The organism is Streptomyces sp. NBC_00086, assembly GCF_026343255.1.
Classification (GTDB): Bacteria; Actinomycetota; Actinomycetes; order Streptomycetales; family Streptomycetaceae; genus Streptomyces.
Genome location: NZ_JAPELZ010000001.1, coordinates 4,877,103 through 4,899,292 on the forward strand (window position 1 = coordinate 4,877,103; position 22,190 = coordinate 4,899,292).

Genomic DNA, 22,190 nt, shown 5'->3' on the forward strand with positions numbered 1-22,190 from the left:
TCGTGGCAGCGGCGGAGCGACGCGACAAGAGACCGGAGGGCCCCGCAGGCGCGGGGAGCGCCGGGAGCGCCCGGCAGCCCCTCATCGGCCCCGGCGAGCGGCTCGCGCTCAACGGCATGGGCAGCTTCGAGTGGGACCTGGGCGCCGGGACCCTGGCCATGGACGAGGCCGGGATGGCGGTCTTCGACCTGGAGCCGGACGATTTCGACGGCACCCCCGACAGCCTGGGGCTGCGGATCCCGCTCGACGACGCCGCGCGGCTCAGGGACGCCGTCCAGGGCGCACTGGACGGCGGGGAGGAGACGTACGGCCAGTACTTCACGGTGCAGCGGCGCGACGGCCGCGACCAGTGGACGCACACCCAGGGCCGGGTCCTGCGGGACGCGGAGGGGCTCCCGGTGCGCATCGTCGGCATCGTCCGGGACGCGACGGCCGAGCTCGCCCACCTCACGGTGCTGCGCAAGCTGGAGTCGGCGCGCGCCCAGCAGGCGACCATCGTGCAGCGGACCACGGAGGCCCTGTCGCGGGCGGTGACGGTCGACGACGTGACGGCCACGCTGACGGGCGCGGGCGCGCTGGAGCGGCTCGGCGTCGACGGGATGGCGCTGGGGCTGGTCGAGGGCGGCCACATCAAGATCATCGCGCTGAGCGGGGAGTCCCTGGAGATCCTCAGCGAGCGCAAGTTCACCCGGCTCGACGGCACGCTGCCGCTGTCGCAGGCGGTGCTCAGCAGGAAGGCACGTTTCGTCACCTCGCTGGCGGAGCTGGCGGGAGAGTTCCCGCTGCTCGCCGACTACCTGAGCCGCATCCAGTACGACGCGGCCGCCTACCTCCCGCTCATCGCGCAGGCCGAGGCCATCGGCGGGCTGGTGCTCTTCTACCGCCGCCGCACCGACTTCAGCCCCGAGGAGCGGAACCTCTGCCTGGGCCTGGCGGGCATCGTCGCCCAGTCGCTCCAGCGGGCGCTCCTCTTCGACCAGGAGCGCGAGTTCGCCACCATGCTGCAGGCGGCCATGCTGCCGCGCCGGATCCCCGAGATCATCGGAGGGGAGATCGCCGTGCGCTACCACTCGGCCTGGAGCGGACGCGAGGTCGGCGGGGACTGGTACGACGTGATCGCGCTCCCCCGGGACCGCGTCGGCATCGTCGTGGGCGACGTACAGGGCCACGACACCCACGCCGCCGCCATCATGGGCCAGCTCCGCATCGCCCTGCGGGCCTACGCGGGCGAGGGCCATCCGCCCTCCACGGTGCTGGCGCGCGCCTCCCGCTTCCTGGCCGAGCTGGACACCGAACGCTTCGCGACCTGCATGTACGCGCAGGTCGACCTGGAGACCGGAGGCGTACGGGCGGTCCGCGCGGGCCACCTCGGACCGCTCATCCGGCACACGGACGGGCGAACGGGCTGGCCCAACGTGCGCGGCGGCCTGCCGCTCGGCCTGGCCACGGTCTTCGAGCAGGAGGAGTTCCCCGAGACCCGGCTCGACCTGGTCCCCGGCGAGACCCTCGTCCTGTGCACCGACGGGCTCGTCGAGGAGCCCGGCACCGCCATCACCCAGGGCATGGAGGCCCTCGCCCACGCGGTCCGCAGCGGCCCCCAGGAGGCCGGGGCGCTCGCCGACCACCTCTCGGACCGGCTGTGGGAGCGCTGGGGCTCCGGCGACGACGTGGCCCTGCTGGTGCTGCGCCGGGCCCCCGACCCGGGCACGCACCGGGCACCGCGCATCCACCAGTACGTCCACCAGGCGGACCCGGAGGGGCTCTCGGAGGCCCGCTACGCCCTGCGGCAGGCGCTGCGCGACTGGGGCATGCCGGAACTCGCCGACGACGTGGAGCTGGCGGCGGGAGAGCTGCTGGTCAACGCCCTGCTGCACACCGAAGGCGGAGCGGTGCTGACGATGGAGGTGCTGCCGGAGCCGGTCCGGCGGATCCGGCTGTGGGTCAAGGACCGCTCCAGTGTGTGGCCGCGCCGGCGCACCCCGGGGGAGTCGGCGACCACGGGGCGGGGGCTGCTGCTGGTGGACGCGCTGGCCACGCACTGGGGGGTGGAGTCCCGGGGCGACGGCAAGGCGGTGTGGTGCGAGTTCTCCGCGGCGGGCAGCGCGGCACGGAGCGCGCCGTGAGGGCCGGGAGGTCCGGGAAGGGCGGGAGGTCCGTGAGGTCCGTGGGGGTCGGGAGGTCGAGCGGGCGGACCGTGACCGGTCGCTCACGTCGAGTTGTGGGGTGGTGGGGGCGGGGTGATGATGCCGCCATGGAACGGTTTCTGTGGAACGTGCCGTGCGCCGGCTGAGCAAGCGCGCGATGACGGGCGTCCTGGCGCTGCTGCTGTGCGCGGCCGGGGCGGCGACGGCGGTGGACTGGTCGACCGGGCGTCCGGACACGGACCCGGGGTGTCAGACGGTGGCCTTCATGTCGATGACGGGCGAGGCGCCCGCGTGCCGTTGACGGGTCTCGACGGGTCGGTCCCGGTCCCGCCGGCGGGACCTGAGCTGACCTCACCTGACCTGAGCTGACGTGACCTGTCCGGCCACGGCCGCGGCCGCGGCTGACGCCCGGGGTCCGGTAGCGGCGGCTACCGGAGGGGCGTACGCGCGCACCGCGGGCGGTGGCTACCGGTGGTCGATCACTCGGACCGGGCGGGCGTCCTGCGCGACCGTGTCGATCGACCGGGGCAGCAGTCCGCCGCCGAAGCGGATCTCTTGCAGTTCGGCCTTGGCCAGTGCCTCGCCGGCGTGCACGGTCGGGGTGAGCCGGAGCGTGCCGTGCGCCGACCAGTCGTGCACCTCGCCGTCGCACCGGGCGTCGCCGCCGCCGATGCTGAGGCGGACGTCCTCCTGCTCGATGGTCGCCTTGATCTGAACCGCTCCCGAGGGTGACGGGGCGGTGCAGTGGTACTCACCGGAAAGGTGGATCGTGCCGTCGGGAGCGATGTGGGCTTCCGAAGATACGTAAATGTCATTGCCGTAGGGCGCGGCATTCGCCGGGGCGGTGAATACCGCCGTGGCGCCCAGTGCGGCGAGTGCGGCCAAGGCCATGCGGGGGCCGGTCGTGGCCATCGTTCCTCCTGTTGGACGAGGGGGTGCAAGGGGTTGCGGAATTCCGCCGGAACGCATTGTGCTGGCATATGGAGGTCAATGCGTTCCGCGGGATCGTGTCGGTGTGTGCAATTTCCCGCTCGGGCGCGTGAGACTGACGGGAATACGTCCCCGAAGATCCCCGAAGGGATCCCGCATGCGTCAGTCCGCTCTTGCCACGGCCGCCCTCCTCCCGCTCCTGCTGTTCGGTGCCACGGCCTGCTCCGGCGCCCCGGAAGGGGCTGCCCTCGCCCCGGCCGCGGTGCCCGCCGTGCCCGTGGACGACGGCGTGCCGGGGGTCGGGGACGATCCCTCGGCGGAGCGGGACGGGGTGACGCGGGCCGCTTCGAAGGACGCCCATGTGGGTGACTCCGTACGGGTCAGGGGCAAGGAGGTGGGCCGTCACCTCCAGGTGGTGCTGGCCGCCTACGTCGATCCGGCGGTCAGCGTCGAGAAGAACTTCGCCCCGGCTGCGGGCAAGCGCTGGGTGGCCGCCTCGATGTCCTTCGTCAACGTGGGCGGTGCCTCGTACGGGGCTCTCGGGCGCATGTGGGCGCTCGACGGCGCGGGGCAGCGCCACCCGGTGGTGCCCACCGGGGAGCTCACGACCGGCAAACCGCTCGTCTTCGATTCGCTCGCGGTCGGTGAGCGGGCCGAAGGATGGGTGGTGTTCGAAATTCCGGAAAACGCGCGCGTCGTGCGGCTCCAGTACCAGGACGCGAACATGATGGCGAATTCCGGAGGTGGTTTCTGGGCGGTCTAGCCCGCCCGGGTGAAACGGCGTCAAAGGGCCGGGTCGTCGACCACTAAGGTGCGGCGCATGACTTCTACCCAGGCCGAACTCGACCGCTCCAAGCTCGGCACCCTTTCGGTGCTCGCATGGATCGGCGACCCCGACGAGGCCCACGACATTCCCTACCTCCTGGCCTACATCCTCGGGGACGGTCCCGACGGTCCCGAGGCGAGCGAGGCGGCCGCCCGCGGGCTGCTGGAGGAGATCGGCCTGCCCATCGGCGACGTGGTGATGGACGGCGTCCGCAACCCGGCTTCCTTCCCGGTGCAGATCCTCCTGGAGGGCAACCAGATCGCGCTGACCCTGCCGGGCATGAACGCGAAGTGCATCGCCCCGCCGGAGTGGGTCAAGGCGGCGGCCGACAGCGGTCAGGCGTACTTCCTCTTCGCCACCCGCGCCTGGCCCGAGGCGGTTCCCGGCCGGCCGGTCGACGCCGAGACGCTGCAGGCGTTCGCGGGTGACACCGAGGTGCTCAACCACAGTGCCCACGCGGTCCTCGCGGTGCGGCGCCTGCAGCGCTAGGTCCTGCCGCAGGCACCCCTCGCGCGCACGCCGCACGCCGCACGCCGCACGCCGCACGCCGCATGCCAACGCCGCATGCCGCGCGCCAACGCCGTATGCCGCGCGTCGGCCCCCGCTCCGGCCGCCGGGCTCCCAGCCTGCCCGGTGGCCGGTCCGTGTTTTCCGGCAGTGCCGGCGGGATCGGGCTCAAGTCCCTTGTTCTGCTGCGGGGTTGGGCATGGCGTGTGGCGGTGGGGGGATGTGGGCGAGATGCAGATCTCATCGTCCGGTGTGCTGGATCATGGTTCAATGCCGAGCGAGACGCAGCCCGTGATCCCCGGCAGATTCGAGTAGCGCGCATGGTCGAGCCCGTGGGTCCCCGAGATCCCCGAAGCGTTGGACCGTACCGGCTGGAGGGCCGGTTGGGCGCGGGCGGCATGGGGCAGGTCTATCTCGCGACCTCGCCGGGTGGCCGCAAGGTCGCGGTGAAGGTGATCCGGCCCGAGTTGGCCGACAGTCCCCAGTTCCGGGTCCGGTTCGCCCGTGAGGTCGATGCGGCGCGTCAGGTCGGCGGGTTCCACACGGCCCAGGTCGTCGACGCCGATCCCGAGGCGGACTCCCCCTGGCTGGTCACCGCGTACATACCGGGGCCCACCTTGCAGCAGGTCGTCGCCGAGAACGGCCCGCTCGCGCCGGACGCGGTCCTGCGGATCGGTGCCGGTCTCGCCGAGGGGCTCGAAGCGATCCACCGCTGCGGCCTGGTCCACCGGGACCTCAAGCCCGGGAACGTGATCCTCGCCGAAGACGGCCCCCGCATCATCGACTTCGGCGTCGCCCACGCCCCGGGAGCCGAGGCGATGACCCGTACCGGCACGGTCATCGGCACCTACGCCTACATGTCGCCCGAGCAGATCCGGGCCGACCGGGTCTCGCCCGCCAGCGACGTGTTCGCACTCGGCTCGGTCCTGGCCTTCGCCGCCACGGGCCGCAGCCCCTTCGACGCGACGAGCGTGCCGGCCATCGTCCACCGGGTCACCGGCGAACCGCCCCTGCTCGACGGTCTCTTCGGCCCCCTGCGCGACCTGGTCGCCGCATGCCTGGCCAAGGACCCGGCGGGCCGGCCGTCCACCGCCGAGGTCCTGACCCGGCTATCGGTCACCGGCGCCGGCGGCGGCGCGGACGCGGCACCCCGTGTCCCGTTCCACGACCTGCCCACCGCGCCGGGTTCCGAGTCCGCCGCCGCACCGGGCGCCCTGCCCGGAGTCCTGCCCGGAGCCCTGCCCAGCACCTCGCCCGTTGCCGGCGAGGTCTCCGCCAGGACGCCGTCCCGGCGCACGCTGCTGTTCGGCGGACTGGCCGCCGGTGCGACCGCGGTCGCCGTTCCCGCGTACTTCCTGTGGCGGGGGACGGGCAAGGACGCGGATCCCGGCAAGCCCGTCGCCCGCCTCGGCGGCCACACCGGCGAGGTCGGCTGCCTCGCCTTCGCCCCGGACGGCAAGGCCCTGGCCAGCGGCAGCCGCGACGGCACGGTGAGGCTGTGGGACGTGGCCACCGGCCGCACGATGACGACGTTCAGGGGACACACCGACAACGTCATGTCCCTGGCCTGCAGTCCGGACGGCCGGACGCTGTACTCCGGTGGCTTCGACAAGACCTTGCGGCGCTGGGACCTGCGCACCGGCAAGCCGATGAGCGTCGCCGCCTCGTACAACGGCGAGCAGGACTACGTCGGCTGTCTGGCCTTCAGTCCGGACGGTGAGGTCCTTGCCGTGGGCGTTGGGGGCAGGTTCGAGCTCATCACCCCGTCCACCGGCCGGACCATCGCCACCCTCAACGGGCCGGGAGGCGTGACCGGTGTCTCGTTCAGCCCGGACGGCAAGCTCGTGGCCGGCGTGGGATCCGAAGGCCGTCCCAAGATCTGGCTCTGGGCAGCCGACACCGGCCGCCACCTCAAGACCCTCACCGGAGTGGGGGAAGACCACTTCAACGCGGTGCTGTTCAGCCCGGACGGCAAGTCCGTCGCCGGCGCCGGACCCGGCATCCAGGTGTGGGACCTGTCCACCGAGCAGCAGACGGCGACCCTCACCGACACCCATCCGTACGTCTCCACGGCGGCGTACCGCCCGGGGGGCGCGATGATCGCGGGGGCCGGAGGGGTGCGCGAGCCCAACATCCAGGACGACACGGGCAAGACCGTCAGTCTCTGGGACCTGGCCGCCGGGCGCGTCACCACGACCCTGACCGGCACCATGCCGAAGTCCCCGATGGACACCTACACCTCGGCGGTGGTCTTCAGCCCGGACGGCAAGACGCTGGCGGCCAGCCTCGACCAGGTCGGTGCGACCGACGAGGCGGGCCACTCGATCCAGCTCTGGAAGATTCCCTAGCTTCCCCGGCTTCCCGGGCTTCCCCGGGTTGCTCTGGATTTCTCTGGTTTCGTCGGCTTCCCTGCCTGCCCCACCTCTCCAACGGACGGTACTCATGGACGCGTTGTTGCCCGGCGATCCCCAGTGGGTCGGTCCTTATCGGCTGGACGGCCGGTTGGGCGCGGGCGGCATGGGCCAGGTCTACCTCGCCACGTCGCCGGGCGGCCGCAAGGTCGCCGTGAAGCTCATCAGGCCCGAGCTGGCCGCCACGCCCCAGTTCCGGGTCCGGTTCGCGCGTGAGGTCGACGCGGCGCGGCAGGTGGGTGGGTTCCATACGGCCCAGGTCGTCGACGCGGACCCCGAGGCATCCGCTCCGTGGCTCGTCACCGCGTACATCCACGGGCCGACGCTGCAGCAGGTCGTCGCTCAGCGCGGTCCGCTCGCCCCCGAGGAAGTTCGGCGCCTGGGGGCCGGTCTGGCCGAGGGGCTCGCGGCCATTCACGGGTGCGGTCTGGTGCACCGGGACCTGAAACCCGGGAACGTGATCATCGCCGAAGACGGCCCCCGCATCATCGACTTCGGCATCGCCCGCGCCGTGGACGCCAGTTCACTCACCGCCACCGGCTCGGTCATCGGTACGTACGCCTACATGTCGCCCGAGCAGATCCGGGCCGACCGGGCCGGGCCCGCCAGTGACGTGTTCGCGCTCGGCTCGGTCGTGGCCTTCGCGGCCACCGGCCGCAGCCCCTTCGACGCGCCCACCCTCCTGACGGTCGTCCAGCGGATCCTGGACGAGCCGCCCGCGCTCGACGGCGTGGACGGTCGGCTCCGGAGCCTCCTGGACTCCTGCCTCGCCAAGGACCCGGCCGACCGGCCCTCCGTCTCCGACCTCCCCGCCCGGTTCGTGGACGACGCCGGGAGCGGGACCGCCGTCGTCCCTCCGCCCCGGCCGGAGCCGACGGTGGCCCTGACCCCGGCGCGGCATGCCCCGGCCCCGCCCCGTGCGGAACAGCCGCGGCCCGCGACGGTGCGGGACCCGGGGGTGCGCGGGGGAGCCGACGCCGACGCGGATCCGTACGCCGCCACGCGGACGGGCCCTGTCCCGGCAGCGCCCGCAGCGCCCGCAGCGCCCGTACCGTCCGCCCCTGAGCCCTCCGCGCCCGAGCCGGCCACGGCGCGGGTGTCGCGGCGCACGCTCCTCTTCGGCGGCCTCGCGGCCGCCGCGGCCGCGGGGGTCGGAGTCCCCCTCCTCCTGAACCGGGACGACGGCAACTCCCTGGAGGGCCCCAGCGGCATCACCGCGCTCTCCTTCAGCCCGGACGGGAAGACGCTGGCCGCCTCCAGTACGGACGGGAAGATCTGGCGGTGGGACCTGTCCACCCGGCAGAGCACCGTCACCCGCGTCGAGACCCCCAAGTACATGCAGGCCACCGTGTTCAGCCGGGACCTCGCGCTCCTGGTGCGAGCGGAGGAGAACAAGGTCCAGCTGTGGGACGTGGGCACCGGTCGCTCCGTCGCCACGTTCACCGGGGCCCCGACGGGGCCGGCGCAGGAGGGCTTCCTCCATTCCGTCGGCCTCAGCCCGGACGGCAAGACGGTGGCCGCGAGCAGCCGTGAGGGGCTGTACGTCTGGGACGTGCCCTCGGGCCGCGCCCCCACCGTCCACGAGGACGCGAAGAGCGGCCCGGCGGCCTTCAGCCCGGACGGCGGCCTGCTGGTCGGCGGTTTTCCCGTCCAGGTGCGGCAGCTGCCCGCGGACCAGCTCGTGGCCACCGTTTCCGGCGGGCAGAACGAGGACGCGCGGCTCGCGGTGTTCAGCCCCGACGGCCAGATCCTGGCCCTCGCGCAGGTGGACTACACGGTGCGGCTGTGGAACGCCGGTTCCCGCCAGGACCTCGCGTCCTTGGATCGCCACGGCACCGAGATCCTCGCGCTCGCGTTCCACCCCGGCGGCAGGCTGCTGGCCAGTGCGGACTCGGACGGGAAGACCTTCCTGTGGGACACGGCCTCGGGATCGACCACGGCCACCTTCACCGGTGACGGCGAGGTTGCCGCGGTGGCGTTCAGCCCGGACGGGAAGACCCTTGCGGCGGGACTCAGCGGCGGAACCGTCCACCTGTGGCCAGTCCAGGGGCCCTAGAACCTGTCCAGGGGTCCTCGTCAAGGGTCCTGGAACCCGTCCAGGGGGCCTGGCCAGGGGTCCTGGAAGGAGTCCTGGAAGGAGTCCTGGAAGGGGCCACCGTCACCCGGTGGGCCCCTCCGGTCACCGCACCAAGGCTGTTCGAAACTAAGGCTGTTCGAAGGCGAAGCGCAGCGAGCGGACCCGGTTGTCGAAGCTGGACCCGGCAAGGTCCGGCAGGCCGACCGCGCGCAGGCCGACCGGGCGGGTCAGCAGCTCGCGGAACAGCGCCTTCATCTCCACCCGCGCCAGGTGCGCGCCCAGGCAGAAGTGGGGTCCGCCGCCGCCGAACCCCAGGTGGGGGTTGGGGGAGCGGGTGATGTCGAAGGCGTCCGGATCGGGGAAGACGGACTCGTCCCGGTTGGCGGAGGCGTAGTACAGCACCACCTTGTCGCCGGGGACGAACGCGTGCCCGCCCAGGGTGTGTTCGGCGACCACCGTCCGGCGGAACTGGATGATCGGCGTGGAGTGGCGGATCATCTCGTCCACCGCGCCGTCCGCGTGCGCCTCGAAGTCCGCCAGCAGCAGGTCGCGTTGGTCCGGGTGGTCGGTCAGCAAGGTCAGGCCGTGGGTGATGGCATTGCGGGTGGTTTCCACTCCGGCCACCATCAACAGGGAGAAGAAGGCGCCGAGTTGGCGGGCTCCGAGTGCTTCGCCGTCCACGTTCGCGCAGACCAGGGCCGAGATCAGGTCGTCGGTCGGGTTCTCGCGCCGCTCCCGACCGATCCCCGCCACCATCCGCTGCATCCGGGCCAGGGCTCGCAGTCCGCGTCCGGGCATCCGCAGCCGGGCCGCCAGGCCCCGCTCGACGCCGATGTTCTCGGAGGCGTGGTTGACGCGGTCGGCGATCTCGGCGCGGTAGCGCTCCGGGATGCCCATCATGTTGCAGATGACCTCCAGGGGCAGCTTGGAGGCCACCGCCTCGACGAACTCGTCCGGCCGCCGGTCCAGCACGTCGTCCACGATGCGTGCCGCCACCGCGTGGATGTCCTCCTCGGCGGCCGCCAGCAGCCGGGGCGTGAAGGCCCGCTGCACGATCTTGCGCAGTTGCGCGTGCTCGGCGCCGTCCAGGTTGACCATCGAGTCCCCGAACAGCGCCCGTACCCACCGGGCCGGCTCGGGCGTCGTCACCCCGGGCGCGCTGGCGAACACCTTGGGCAGCCGGCTCGCCTCCTGCACGTCCGCGTGCCGTACGAGGGCCCAGTGCCCGGTCCCTTCGGGGACGAACACGGGGGAGTCCATGGCCCGTAGGCGGGCGAAGGCGGCCAGCCGGTGGGCGGGGGGCGCCTGCCAGAAGGCCGGGTCGGCCAATTCCCTGCCGGGGGCTGGGCCGGTGGTTGGGCCGGGGCGTTGTGCGGGGAGTGTCATGGGCTGAAAACGGTGCCGGGGGCGTGGGGGTGACGGGTTGTCCGGCGCGGCGCCGTTGCCGGGGGCTCCACCTCCGGACCCCCGCGCCTCAAACGCCGGCGGGGCTGGATTGGGTGCGGTTGGCCAGGGTCAGGCCTACTGCCACCGTTGCCGCCGCGATCAGGCCCGCGTACAGGACGGCGTAGGTGCCCGTCCACGAGCAGGCCAGGACCGCGAGGGCGGAGAGCGGCAGGGTCAGCTGCTGGGCGAGGCCCCGCTTGAAGTGGCGGGAGTGCAGCAGCCAGACCATCAGGAGGAAGAGCGCGGCCGGGACGGTGACGGCCGCGTTCGCGGCGAGCTGCGAGACGTGCGCCTTGCCGACCGCGTGCTCGACCGCCACCTCGATGCCCGCGCCGATCGCCGCGCCCGAGGCGAAGATCAACAGGTGGCCGTACCCCCACGGGATCGCCTCCCGGTTGGAGTCCAGGTGCTCGTGCATCGGCACCGCGAAGTAGATCCACCAGGCGGCGAAGACGATGAGCAGCCCGCCCGCCGCGATCGGCAGCAGCTCGCCCAGGGCCTCGTGCTCGTCGAGCGCCGACTTCACGGCCACCGTGCTCGCCGCGATCGTCTCGCCGAGCACGATGATCGTGAACAGGCCGTAGCGCTCCACGATGTGGTGGGCGTGCCACGGCGTCTGGTGGCCGCGCTCGGCCACCACCGGAACCAGCAGCTCCGCGACGACCAGGATCAGGAACAGCCAGCGCTTGGAGCCGTCCGGGACGAACAGCAGCGCCACCCAGCCGGCCTGGCACAGGACCAGCCCCGCCGCGTACTTCAGGGCCGCCGCGCGGGCCTCGCCGCTCTCGCCGGAGGCGGCGCGCAGCCACTGGGCGGTGAGCGCCACGCGCATGATCAGGTACCCGATGACGGGCACGGTCCAGTCGTTCTGGTCGAACGCCCGGCTCACGCCCGCCGCGTAGACGAGCACGCCGGCGATCTGGACGAGCGTCGCGATCCGGTACGGCACGTCGTCGCAGTCGTAGGCGGAGGCGAACCACGTGAAGTTCATCCACGCCCACCACACACCGAAGAAGACGAAGAAGTAGCTGATCACGCCGGTGCCGGGGTGCCCCTCGGCCAGCGCGTGCACGAGCTGGGCGCCCGCCTGCGCGATGGCGACGACGAAGCACAGGTCGAAGAACAGCTCCAGCGGGGTCGCGGCACGGTGGCCCTCGTCCCGGCTGCGGGCGGTCATGGGTACGTAAGCCAGAGCCATACCGCCCAGGACAGCAGCCCTACGGGGTTCAGCAGGCGAGGCGCGCGGCCCTCAGGGCCCGTGTGCCCCGGGCGGACTCGTACCGGCCCACGACGAGCCGGGCGAGGCGCGGGTGGTCGGCCAGCGGCTCCGAGACCGTCCAGGCGGCCGAGGCGTTCAGGGTGCGCGTGAAGCGGCCCGGGGCCAGCAGGTGCGCCGCCACCGCGATCCGGCGGTACCCGGCGTCCTGGAGCGAGGCCAGGGCTTCGGGGACGGTCGGCCCGGCGGAGGTGAGGTAGGCGGGGATCGCGGGGACGGGGGCCGCGCCGTCGTCGTACTCCAGCAGGGCGGCCAGCTGGGCCGCGCAGGCCTCCGTGCCGGCGTTGCCGCCGGGGCGGGAGGAGCCGGCTCCGGCCACCACCACCGCGTCGGCCCTCGTGTACGGGCCGCGGCGCCGCTCGGCCTCGCGCAGCCGGCCGTGCAGGGCGCGGGCGACGTCGCGCTCGCCGCTGAGGCCCTCGGTGAGGACGCAGCCGGTGCCTTCCAGGACGGCGGGTATGTCGACCCGGCGGTGGAAACCGTCGCCGAGCAGCAGCGGGACCACCACCGCGCGCGGGTGCTCCCGTACGACCTCGGCGAGCGAGGGGCGCTGCACGTCGAGGTGACCGACCAGCGCGTGCACCCCGCTGATGGCCTCGACGGCGGCGACGAGCCGGCGAAAAGTCGCGGCGGCCTCCGGGACCGCGCTGCCGTGGACGGCGATGACGAGCATGTGGTCTGCCTCCCTGATCCACCCCGTGGGTCCCCCTCCCACGCTAGGCGCGCCGCGGGCCCCCTGCAGCCTGGCCAAGGGCCCGCGCGGCAGGCCGGAGGTCCTGTGCGGAAAGGGTCGTTTCCCCGTCCCCAGGGGTCCTTTTCGGGCGTTCGGGGCCGTGGCGTCGACCTACCGTCGAAGAGTCGGAACGCATGCACGCGTGATGTCTTGGCCCGGCCGTCCTGGCCGCCCCGGGACCGCGCGGCACAGGGACACACGGAGTGAGATCCATGGGGCAGACGCTGGTTGTCATCGGCCACGGCATGGTGGGGCACCGCCTGCTGGAGGCGCTCGCCGAGCGTGACGCGCTCGCCGACCCGACCCGCTCCGAGCGCGGCGGCTGGCAGGTCACCGTCCTCGCGGAGGAGGAGCGCCCGGCCTACGACCGCGTGCACCTGTCCGCGGCCTTCACCGGCTCCACCGGCGAGGAGCTGTCCCTGGTCGAGCCCGGCTTCCTGGAGAAGTACGGCATCGACCTGCGCCTCGGCGACCCGGCGGCACTGATCGACACCACGGCCCGTACGGTCACCGCCCGCTCCGGCGAGGTGATCCGCTACGACGCGCTCGTGCTGGCGACCGGCTCCTACCCCTTCGTACCGCCGATCGACGGCGCCGACGCCGAGGGCTGCTTCACCTACCGCACGCTCGACGACGTCGAGGCCCTGACCGCGTACGCCGCGCACGCCGAGGTCCGGACCGGTGTCGTCATCGGCGGCGGGCTCCTCGGCCTGGAGGCGGCGGGCGCGCTGCGCACGCTCGGACTGGCCACGCACGTGGTGGAGTTCGCACCCCGGCTGATGCCGCTGCAGGTGGACGACGGTGGCGCGGCCGCCCTGCGGGCCACCATCGAGTCCATGGGCGTCGCCGTGCACACGGGCGTCGGCGCGGCCGGCGTCCAGATCCACCCCGACGGGCGGGCGCAGGCGCTCCGGCTGACCAGCGGCGAGGAGATCGGCTCCGACATCGTCGTCTTCTCGGCCGGCGTCCGGCCGCGCGACCGCCTGGCCCGCGAGTGCGGCCTGGCCGTGGGCGACCGCGGCGGGGTCGTCGTGGACGGCCACTGCCGCACCAGCGACCCGTACGTCTACGCGATCGGCGAGTGCGCGCAGACCGTCGACGGGAAGGTCTACGGGCTGGTCGCGCCCGGCTACCAGATGGCCGAGACCGTCGCCGAGGCCCTCGCGGGCGCGGGCGAGCTGACCTTCACCGGGGCCGACACCTCCACCAAGCTCAAGCTGATGGGCGCCGACGTGGCCTCCTTCGGCGACCCCTTCGCCCCCGAGGGCCGTGACGGGGCCGTATCGGTGGTCTTCTCCGACGCCCGCGAAGGCGTCTACAAGAAGCTGCTGCTGGGCCCCGACGGCGCGCTCCTCGGCGGAATCCTGGTCGGCGACGCGGAGGCGTACGGCTCGCTGAAGCCGCACGCCGGCCGGCAGCTGCCGGCCCCGCCGGAGGCCTTCATCCTGCCGTCGGGCGACGGCGTGGCGCTGCCCGGCGCGGACGCGCTGCCCGACGACGCGGTGGTGTGCAGCTGCCACAACATCACCAAGGGGCGGGTGCGCGAGGCGGTCGTCGCGGAGTCCCTCACCGACATCGGCGGCATCAAGAAGTGCACCAAGGCCGGCACGGGCTGCGGCGGCTGCATCGGCACGCTGCAAGCGGTCCTGGACGCCGAACTGGCCGCGGCGGGCATCGAGAAGCCCCGCGGGCTCTGCGAGCACTTCACCCTGACCCGCGCGGAGATCTACGAGAAGATCCGCACCGAGCGGATCCGCAGCTTCAGCGAGCTGCTGGAGTCCTACGGCGAGGGCGGCGAGGGCTGTGCCGTCTGCAAGCCGGTCGTCGCGAACGTCCTGGGCACCCTCGCCCCGGACCTCGGCATCGGGCACATCCTGGCGGGCGAGCAGGCGGCCCTGCAGGACTCCAACGACCTCTTCCTCGCCAACCTCCAGAAGGACGGCACCTACTCGGTCATCCCGCGCGTCGCTGGCGGCGAGATCACGGCCGATCAGGTCATCGCGCTGGGCGAGGTGGCCAGGGACTACGGCCTCTACACGAAGATCACCGGAGCCCAGCGCATCGGCCTCTTCGGTGTCCGCAAGGAGCAGCTGCCCGACATCTGGCGGCGCCTGGGCGGCGCCGGATTCGAGTCCGGGCAGGCGTACGGGAAGTCCCTGCGCGCGGTGAAGTCCTGCGTGGGCGCCCGCTTCTGCCGCTTCGGCCAGGGCGACTCCATCCAGCTCGCGATCGACCTGGAGCTGCGCTACCGGGGCCTGCGTACCCCGCACAAGTTCAAGGGCGGCGTCTCCGGCTGCCTGCGCGAGTGCGCGGAGGCGCGCGGCAAGGACATCGGCGTCATCGCCACCGCCAACGGCTGGAACCTGTACGTCAGCGGCAACGGCGGCGCGACCCCGCGTCACGCCGACCTCCTGGCCTCGGACCTGGACACCGCCGAACTCTTCGCGCTGATCGACCGGTTCCTCATGTACTACATCCGCACCGGCGAGCGCCTGGAGCGGACGTCCGCCTGGCTGGAGCGGCTCGGCGGCAGTGCCGCGGGGCTGGACCACCTCAAGGCCGTCCTGGTCGAGGACTCGCTCGGCATCTGCGCGGAGCTGGAGGCGCAGATGGAGCGCCACGTGTCGGCGTACGAGGACGAGTGGTCCGCGGTCCTGGAGGACCCGGCGGCGCTGGAGCGCTTCGGGACCGTGGACTTCGGTGCGGCCGAAGGCGCCGAAGGCGCGGCGCAGGCGCTGGAGCCGGGCCGCGGGCGGACCGCGGTGCTGCCGGACGGCACCGAGGCCGCGGTCTTCAAGGACCGGGCGGGCGAGGTCTACGCGGTCGGCAACCGGGACCCCTTCTCGGGAGCCGACGTCATCGCCAACGGCATCATGGGCTCGCGCGACGGGGTGCCCGTCGTGGCCTCGCCGATGCACAAGCAGGTCTTCGACCTGCGGACCGGCATCTGCCTGGACGACCCCGAGGTGTCCCTGCCGCTGGTGGAACTCAAGCCTTAAGGCTTTGCGGGCGCCGTACCAACGCACTGTGGGCGATGGGACCTTGTCCTGTCGCCCACACGACGTTCTCCCCTGATGCGGGGCGCCCCTGTAGGCGGACCCTAAGAAGGTCAGGGCTTTCAGCTTCATTCTTCTCAACCCCTCCGAACGTTCAGGACATGCCATGAGTTCCGCCAAGCAGGAAGCGCGCGCGGCGACCGCCCGAGTGCAGGCGCCCGACCCGGCGCAGTACCGCCCCGGTCGCACCATCACGGAGTGGACGCCCGAGGATCCGTCCTTCTGGCAGACCACGGGCAAGAAGGTCGCCACCCGCAACCTGTGGATCGCGGTGCCGGCCCTGCTGGTGGCCTTCGTGGTCTGGCAGGTCTGGAGCATCACGGCGACCAACCTCAAGGACGTCGGCTTCGGCTTCTCGCAGTCCCAGCTGTTCTGGCTGACGGCCGTCCCCGGCATCACGGGCGGCACCGCCCGCATCCTCTACACCTTCATCGGCCCGATGATCGGCCAGCGCCGCTTCACGGCGCTCTCCACGGTCATCCTGATCGTGCCGCTGCTGTGGCTGGGCTTCGCGGTGCAGGACCCCACCACCTCCTACACCACGCTGGTCGCCATCGCCGCGCTCTGCGGCATCGGCGGCGCCAACTTCTCCTCCTCCCTGGCCAACATCGGCTTCTTCTACCCGAAGCAGGAGAAGGGCAACGCGACCGGCATCAACGGCGGCCTGGGCAACCTGGGCGTCTCGGTGGTCCAGCTGCTCACCCCCATCCTGATCACCACCTCGGTCCTGGCCATCGGCTCGGGCCAGAAGAAGGCCGACGGCTCGGAGATCTACCTCCAGAACGCCGCGTTCGTCTGGGTGCCGGTCCTGATCGTCCTCGCGGCCGTCGCCTGGTTCGGCCAGAACGACCTGAAGGTGGCCTCCACCCCCTTCAGCCAGCAGAAGATCATCTTCAAGCGCAAGCACAACTGGCTGATGACCTGGCTCTACGTCGGCACCTTCGGCTCCTTCATCGGTTTCGCGGCGGCGCTCCCGCTGCTCATCAAGACGACCTTCCCGGCGTACTCCGTGGCCACCTACGCCTGGATGGGCCCGGCGCTCGGCGCGCTGGCCCGCTGGGCCGGCGGCTGGATCGCCGACAAGTTCGGCGGCGCGCGGGTGACGATCCTGTCCTTCGTGGGCATGGGCGCGTCGATCATCGGCGTGATCACCTTCCTTCCGGTGGGCTCCGACCAGGGCTCCTTCTACGGCTTCTTCTTCTGCTTCCTCTCGGCGTTCTTCTTCTCGGGCATCGGCAACGGCTCGACCTTCCGCCAGATCCCGGTCATCTTCCGCGGCCAGCACCTCGCGGGCCTGACGGAGGGCACCCCGCGGTACGCGAAGGCGCTGAAGCAGGCGGAGATCGAGTCGGGCGCGGTGACCGGCTTCACCGCGGCCATCGCCGCCTACGGCTTCTTCTTCATCCCGGCGATGTTCGCCAACTTCGCCGTGACCAGCGCGATGTGGGGCTTCGTCGCCTTCTACGCCAGCTGCGTCGTCGTGGCCTGGTGGTTCTACGCCCGCAAGGGCGCGGAGGCGCCCAGCTAGGCCTCGGCCCCTGGCTGTCAGCCCGGGTGGGGTGCGGGGTCGCTGCGCGAGCGTGACCCGGACCCGCCCGGGCTTCTCGCGGCCCGCCCGGGCCCCAGCCCGGGCCCCAGCCCGGGCCCCAGCCCGGGCCCCAACCCGACCCCACCCCGGGCTGAGACTCGGCCCCCGCCCCGGGCTGAGACTCGGCCCCCGCCCCGGGCTGAGACTCGGCCCCCGCCCCGGGCTGAGACCCGGCCACCGCCCCGGACCGGACCGGACCGGACCCGACCCGCCCCCGGACATGGGCTGCGCCCGTCCCCGACCGCGGCGCCGTTGCCGGGGGCCAGCCCCGGACCCCCGCTCCTCAAACGCCGCAGGGGCTGGATCGGCCCCCACAGACTGAAAGGCCACGCCCGTGCTCGGCATGTTCCTGCAGCTCGCCGTCATGGTGGCGGCCATCGCCCTCGGGTCCCGTAAGGGCGGGGTGGCCATGGGACTCTGGGGGGCCGTCGGGGTCTTCGTGCTCGCGACGTTCTTCGGGGTCACCCCCGCCGACACCTCGGGCATCGTCGACGTCATGCTGATCATCCTCGCGGTGATCATGGCCGCTGCCGCGATGGAGGCGGCCGGCGGCATCGACTACCTCGTCGGACTGGCCGAGAAGGCGATCCGCCGCAAGCCCAGCCGGGTGGTCTACGTGGCTCCCCTCGTGTCGTGGGTCTTCACCCTGGGCGCCGGCACCGCCCACGTCTTCTACCCCCTGCTCCCCGTCATCCACGACGTGGCCCGCGAGGGCGGTGTCCGCCCCGAGCGGCCCATCGCGGTCGCCTCCATCGCGGCGACCTTCGGTATCACCGCCTCGCCCGTCTCCGCGGCCATGGCCGCCATGATCGTGATGTTCGACGGGGACGGCTGGAACCTGCCGCGGATCATGGCCGTCGCCGTGCCGTCCACGCTGCTGGGCGTGCTCGTCGCCGCCACCGTGCAGTCCCGGATCGGCAAGGAGCTGGGACAGGACGCCGAGTACCTGCGCCGGCTGGCCGCCGGTGAGATCGAGGCCCCGGCCCCGGCGGAGGCCGCCCCGCCGCTGCGGCCGCGGGCGCGCTGGTCGGCGTACCTCTTCCTCGGCGGGACCGTAGCCGTCGTCCTCAGCGGACTCTTCCCGGCGCTGCGCCCCGAGACGGCCAAGGGGCCGCTCTCGATGCCCGCCACCATCGAGATCCTGATGATGGCCGTGGCCGCGCTGATCCTGCTGCTGTGCAAGGTCGACGCCAAGCGGATACCCGGCACGGACGTGGCCAAGTCCGGTCTCGTCGCCGTCATCGGGGTCTTCGGGCTGTCGTGGCTGGGGCTGTCCTTCATCGGCGCCAACGAGACCCGGATCACCGGTGCGCTCGGCGGGGTCGCACAGGACCACCCGTGGTTCTTCGCGATCATGCTGCTGCTCCTCTCCGCGCTGCTGTTCAGCCAGGCCACGACCACCAAGGCGCTGATGCCCCTCGGGCTCGCCCTCGGTATCCCGGCCCCCCTCCTCATCGCGATGTGGCCCGCCGTGAACGGCTATTTCCTCCTCCCCACCTACGGCACCTTCATCGCGGCGATCAACTTCGACAGGACCGGCACCACCCGCGTCGGCCGCTTCGTCGTCAACCACTCCTTCATGCTGCCCGGCCTGATCACCACGTGCGTCGCGGTATCCACAGGCTTCGCTCTGGTTCAGATTGTCTGACCGGCCCGGCCCCCTCCCGCCTGTCCCGCCAGGCTTTTCCGAGAATCTTGTGAAAGTTTTCACAAGCGCACGACGGACCTTTGACCTGCCCAAAGTGCCAGGTCAGGCGTGATGGGAGACCCTTGGGGCTGGGGATCAGGGGACTTTCGGGCCCCAGCTCGGGACCAACGCGGCGCCAAATGATCGATCAAAAGGCGTGCAATGGATACAAGCAATGAGGCGACTCGGAAGGTGCGGGCGATGACTGCCACCCCTGCGGAAACCACGAAGAACGGCGAAGCCTGGAACGGCTTCAAGGGCGGTCTGTGGCGCGACGCCATCGACGTCCGCGACTTCATCCAGCAGAACTACACGCCGTACGAGGGTGACGACACCTTCCTCGCCGGCCCCACCGAGCGCACCACCGCCGTGTGGAAGGCGATCACGGACAAGTTCCCGGAGGAGCGCGAGAAGGGCGTCTACGACGTCTCGTACGACATCCCGTCGTCGATCACCGCGCACGCCCCCGGCTACATCGACCGCGACAAGGACCTGATCGTCGGCCTCCAGACGGACGCCCCGCTCAAGCGCGCGATCATGCCCTACGGCGGCTGGCGCATGGTCGCCGGCGCCCTGGAGACCTACGGCTACCCGGTCTCCGACGACCTGGAGAAGGTCTTCACGGAGTACCGCAAGACCCACAACGCCGGTGTCTTCGGCGCGTACACCCCCGACATCCGCGCCGCCCGCAAGGCCGGCATCGTGACCGGCCTGCCGGACGCGTACGGCCGCGGCCGCATCATCGGCGACTACCGCCGCGTCTCCCTCTACGGCGTCGACCGCCTCATCGCCGTCAAGAAGGAGGAGAAGGAGGAGATCAACTCCCTCCCCGCGGGCAACCGCTCGCTGGAGGAGACGATCCGCCTGCGCGAGGAGCTCTCCGAGCAGATCCGCGCCCTCGCCGAGCTCAAGGCGATGGCCGCCTCCTACGGGTGCGACATCTCCGGCCCGGCCACCACCGGCCGCGAGGCCATCCAGTGGCTGTACTTCGCGTACCTGGCCGCCGTGAAGGAGCAGAACGGCGCGGCCATGTCGCTCGGCCGCACCTCCACCTTCATCGACGTCTACCTCCAGCGCGACATCGAGGCCGGCATCCTCACCGAGGAGCAGGCCCAGGAGCTGGTCGACGACTTCATCATCAAGCTCCGCATCGTCCGCTTCCTGCGCACCCCGGAGTACGACGAGCTCTTCTCCGGCGACCCCACCTGGGTCACCGAGTCGATCGCCGGCATGGGCGAGGACGGCCGTCCGCTGGTCACCAAGACCTCGTTCCGCTACCTCCACACCCTCTACAACCTCGGCCCGGCCCCCGAGCCGAACATGACCGTCTTCTGGTCCCCCCAGCTGCCGCAGGGCTTCAAGGAGTTCTGCGCCCGGGTCTCGATCGACACCTCCTCGGTGCAGTACGAGTCCGACGAGCTGATGCGCCCGCGCTTCGGCGACGACACCGCCATCGCCTGCTGCGTCTCGGCGATGCCGGTCGGCAAGCAGATGCAGTTCTTCGGCGCCCGCGTGAACCTCGCCAAGACCCTGCTCTACGCGATCAACGGCGGCCGCGACGAGAAGTCCGGCGCCCAGGTCGGCCCGTCCACCGGAGCCCTCACCTCCGAGGTGCTGGACTACGACCAGGTCATGGCCAAGTTCGACGAGCAGATGGAATGGCTCGCCGACACCTACGTCCACGCCCTGAACGTCATCCACTACATGCACGACAAGTACGCCTACGAGCGCATCGAGATGGCGCTCCACGACCGCGACGTGCGCCGCACCATGGCCTGCGGCATCGCCGGCCTCTCGGTCGCCGCCGACTCGCTGGCCGCCATCAAGTACGCCAAGGTCACCGCCGTGCGCGACGAGACCGGCCTCGCCACCGACTACACCATCGAGGGCGACTACCCGGCCTACGGCAACAACGACGACCGCGTCGACTCGATCGCCGTCTGGCTGGTCGAGGAGTTCATGAAGAAGATCCGCAAGCACCCCACGTACCGCGGAGCCGAGCACACCCAGTCGGTGCTGACCATCACCTCGAACGTGGTCTACGGCAAGAAGACCGGCAACACGCCGGACGGACGCCGCGCCGGCGAGCCCTTCTCCCCGGGCGCCAACCCGATGAACGGCCGCGACACCCACGGCTACGTCACCTCGGCGCTGTCGGTCGCGAAGCTCCCGTACGAGGATGCCGAGGACGGCATCTCGCTGACCAACACCGTCACCCCCGACGGCCTGGGCCGCACCCCCGAGGAGCGGATCAAGAACCTGGCGGGCGTCCTCGACGGCTACATGGCGGTCGACGGCTTCCACATGAACGTGAACGTGCTCAACCGCGACACGCTCATGGACGCCATGGAGCACCCCGAGAACTACCCGCAGCTCACCATCCGCGTCAGCGGATACGCGGTGAACTTCGTCCGCCTCACGCGCGCTCAGCAGCTCGATGTGCTGAACCGCACCTTCCACGGCTCTCTCTGACCCCTCGGAGAGACCCACGAGCACGCGCGGCCCGGGGCCGGCCCTCGCCCGGCCCCGGGACCGCGCGTCACCAGATCAGCCCACGGAATCTGGAAGCTGGAGCACCTGCCATGACCGTCCTCTTCGGTACGAGCCTCCCCGTCGGCCACGCCAACGCGATCAGCGTGAGCGCCGGCCAGACGCCCGCCGCCGCCGCGACGCAGCGGCCGAGCGAGGGCACGGTGCATTCCTGGGACCTGTCCACCGGGGTCGACGGCCCCGGGACCCGGTTCGTCACCTTCCTGTCCGGCTGCCCGCTGACCTGCCTGTACTGCCACAACCCCGACACCATGCGGATGCGCAACGGCAAGCGCACCTCGGCCGACGACGTCATCGCCGAGGCCCGCAAGTACACCAAGTTCATCTCCGCCTCCGGCGGCGGCGCCACCATCTCCGGCGGCGAGCCGCTGCTCCAGCCCGTCTTCGCGGGCGAACTGCTGCACCGGATGAAGAACGACCTCGGACTGCACACCGCCCTGGACACCTCCGGCTTCCTCGGGGCCCGCGCCACCGACGCGCTGCTGCGCGACGTGGACCTGGTGCTCCTCGACATCAAGTCCTGGGACCGCGAGACGTACAAGAAGGTGACCAGCCGCCCGCTGGAGCCGACCCTGGACTTCGCCCGCCGCCTCGCCGACCTCGGCAAGGAGGTGCACCTGCGGTTCGTGCTGGTGCCGGGACTGACCGACGCCACGGAGAACGTCGAGGGCGTCGCCGCCTTCGCCGCCACCCTCGGCAACGTCTCGCGGGTCGACGTACTGCCCTTCCACAAGCTCGGCGAGAGCAAGTGGGAGGCGCTCGACATGAAGTTCACCCTCCACGACACGCCGTCGCCGAGCGCCGCACAGGTCGCCGAGGCGAAGGCGATCTTCGCCGCGCAGGGACTGAACGCGGTCTGAGCGGTGCGGGCCCGCGCGCGGGCCCGCCCGAGTCATCACTCGAACGGCGCACCCGTAAGCTCCATATAACGGGCCGAATCGGTACAGACCACCTAGCGT

The 22,190-nt window shown here is 71.8% G+C and carries 15 protein-coding genes; 11 read left to right on the forward strand and 4 right to left on the reverse strand.

The genetic code is table 11. The annotated features are described in order from the left end of the window. The first annotated feature begins 83 nt into the window (after positions 1 to 83). Both OG276_RS22045 and OG276_RS22050 read left to right on the forward strand, forming a co-directional pair. Positions 84 to 2,123 carry a SpoIIE family protein phosphatase gene (locus OG276_RS22045; RefSeq protein ID WP_266912998.1) on the forward strand — a complete coding sequence of 680 codons (2,040 nt, stop codon included), beginning with the start codon at positions 84 to 86 and terminating at the stop codon, positions 2,121 to 2,123. 142 nt (positions 2,124 to 2,265) lie between these two features. Then, a complete protein-coding gene (locus OG276_RS22050; RefSeq protein ID WP_266907966.1) occupies positions 2,266 to 2,445 on the forward strand; it encodes a hypothetical protein in 180 nt (59 codons plus the stop codon). 164 nt (positions 2,446 to 2,609) lie between these two features. Here OG276_RS22050 and OG276_RS22055 read toward each other — a convergent pair whose 3' ends face one another. Beyond that, positions 2,610 to 3,056: a DUF6299 family protein gene (locus OG276_RS22055; RefSeq protein ID WP_266907968.1), complete on the reverse strand. Its 447-nt coding sequence runs from the start codon at positions 3,054 to 3,056 to the stop codon at positions 2,610 to 2,612. Between the two features lie 175 nt (positions 3,057 to 3,231). Here OG276_RS22055 and OG276_RS22060 point away from each other — a divergent pair, with 175 nt between their 5' ends. The 4 genes from OG276_RS22060 (at position 3,232) to OG276_RS22075 (ending at position 8,874) form a co-directional block, all read left to right on the forward strand. Continuing rightward, positions 3,232 to 3,837: a DUF4352 domain-containing protein gene (locus OG276_RS22060; protein ID WP_266907970.1), complete on the forward strand. Its 606-nt coding sequence runs from the start codon at positions 3,232 to 3,234 to the stop codon at positions 3,835 to 3,837. 57 nt (positions 3,838 to 3,894) lie between these two features. Next, entirely contained in the window at positions 3,895 to 4,389 is a 495-nt protein-coding gene (locus OG276_RS22065) for a DUF5949 family protein (RefSeq protein WP_266907972.1), read from the forward strand. A gap of 338 nt (positions 4,390 to 4,727) precedes the next feature. Then, complete coding sequence (locus tag OG276_RS22070) at positions 4,728 to 6,755, forward strand: WD40 repeat domain-containing serine/threonine protein kinase (protein WP_266907974.1); 2,028 nt, start codon at positions 4,728 to 4,730, stop codon at positions 6,753 to 6,755. Positions 6,756 to 6,849: 94 nt separating this feature from the next. Further along, a complete protein-coding gene (locus tag OG276_RS22075; RefSeq protein WP_266907976.1) occupies positions 6,850 to 8,874 on the forward strand; it encodes a WD40 repeat domain-containing serine/threonine protein kinase in 2,025 nt (674 codons plus the stop codon). Between the two features lie 147 nt (positions 8,875 to 9,021). On the opposite strand, the gene OG276_RS22080 is transcribed toward OG276_RS22075, so the two are convergent. The 3 genes from OG276_RS22080 to OG276_RS22090 form a co-directional block, all read right to left on the reverse strand. Continuing rightward, complete coding sequence (locus OG276_RS22080; RefSeq protein WP_266907978.1) at positions 9,022 to 10,281, reverse strand: cytochrome P450; 1,260 nt, start codon at positions 10,279 to 10,281, stop codon at positions 9,022 to 9,024. Positions 10,282 to 10,369: 88 nt separating this feature from the next. After that, positions 10,370 to 11,539, reverse strand: coding sequence for a low temperature requirement protein A (locus OG276_RS22085; RefSeq protein ID WP_266907980.1), 1,170 nt, complete (start codon positions 11,537 to 11,539; stop codon positions 10,370 to 10,372). 28 nt (positions 11,540 to 11,567) lie between these two features. After that, positions 11,568 to 12,290, reverse strand: a complete 723-nt coding sequence (locus tag OG276_RS22090; protein WP_266907982.1) for a sirohydrochlorin chelatase — start codon at positions 12,288 to 12,290, stop codon at positions 11,568 to 11,570. 272 nt (positions 12,291 to 12,562) lie between these two features. Here OG276_RS22090 and nirB point away from each other — a divergent pair, with 272 nt between their 5' ends. The 5 genes from nirB to pflA all read left to right on the forward strand — a co-directional run bounded on the left by nirB (position 12,563) and on the right by pflA (position 22,091). Next, the gene (gene nirB, locus OG276_RS22095) at positions 12,563 to 15,349 is read left to right on the forward strand and encodes a nitrite reductase large subunit NirB (protein ID WP_266907984.1); all 2,787 of its coding nucleotides are present in this window, start codon (positions 12,563 to 12,565) and stop codon (positions 15,347 to 15,349) included. 163 nt (positions 15,350 to 15,512) lie between these two features. Beyond that, positions 15,513 to 16,934 (forward strand): NarK family nitrate/nitrite MFS transporter, encoded by a 1,422-nt coding sequence (locus OG276_RS22100; protein WP_266907986.1) that lies wholly within the window; start codon positions 15,513 to 15,515, stop codon positions 16,932 to 16,934. Positions 16,935 to 17,337: 403 nt separating this feature from the next. After that, positions 17,338 to 18,642 carry an anaerobic C4-dicarboxylate transporter family protein gene (locus OG276_RS22105; protein WP_266913000.1) on the forward strand — a complete coding sequence of 435 codons (1,305 nt, stop codon included), beginning with the start codon at positions 17,338 to 17,340 and terminating at the stop codon, positions 18,640 to 18,642. 240 nt (positions 18,643 to 18,882) lie between these two features. After that, positions 18,883 to 21,153, forward strand: a complete 2,271-nt coding sequence (pflB, locus tag OG276_RS22110; RefSeq protein WP_266907988.1) for a formate C-acetyltransferase — start codon at positions 18,883 to 18,885, stop codon at positions 21,151 to 21,153. 110 nt (positions 21,154 to 21,263) lie between these two features. Beyond that, positions 21,264 to 22,091 carry a pyruvate formate-lyase-activating protein gene (gene pflA / locus OG276_RS22115; RefSeq protein WP_266907990.1) on the forward strand — a complete coding sequence of 276 codons (828 nt, stop codon included), beginning with the start codon at positions 21,264 to 21,266 and terminating at the stop codon, positions 22,089 to 22,091. Positions 22,092 to 22,190: the final 99 nt, after the last annotated feature.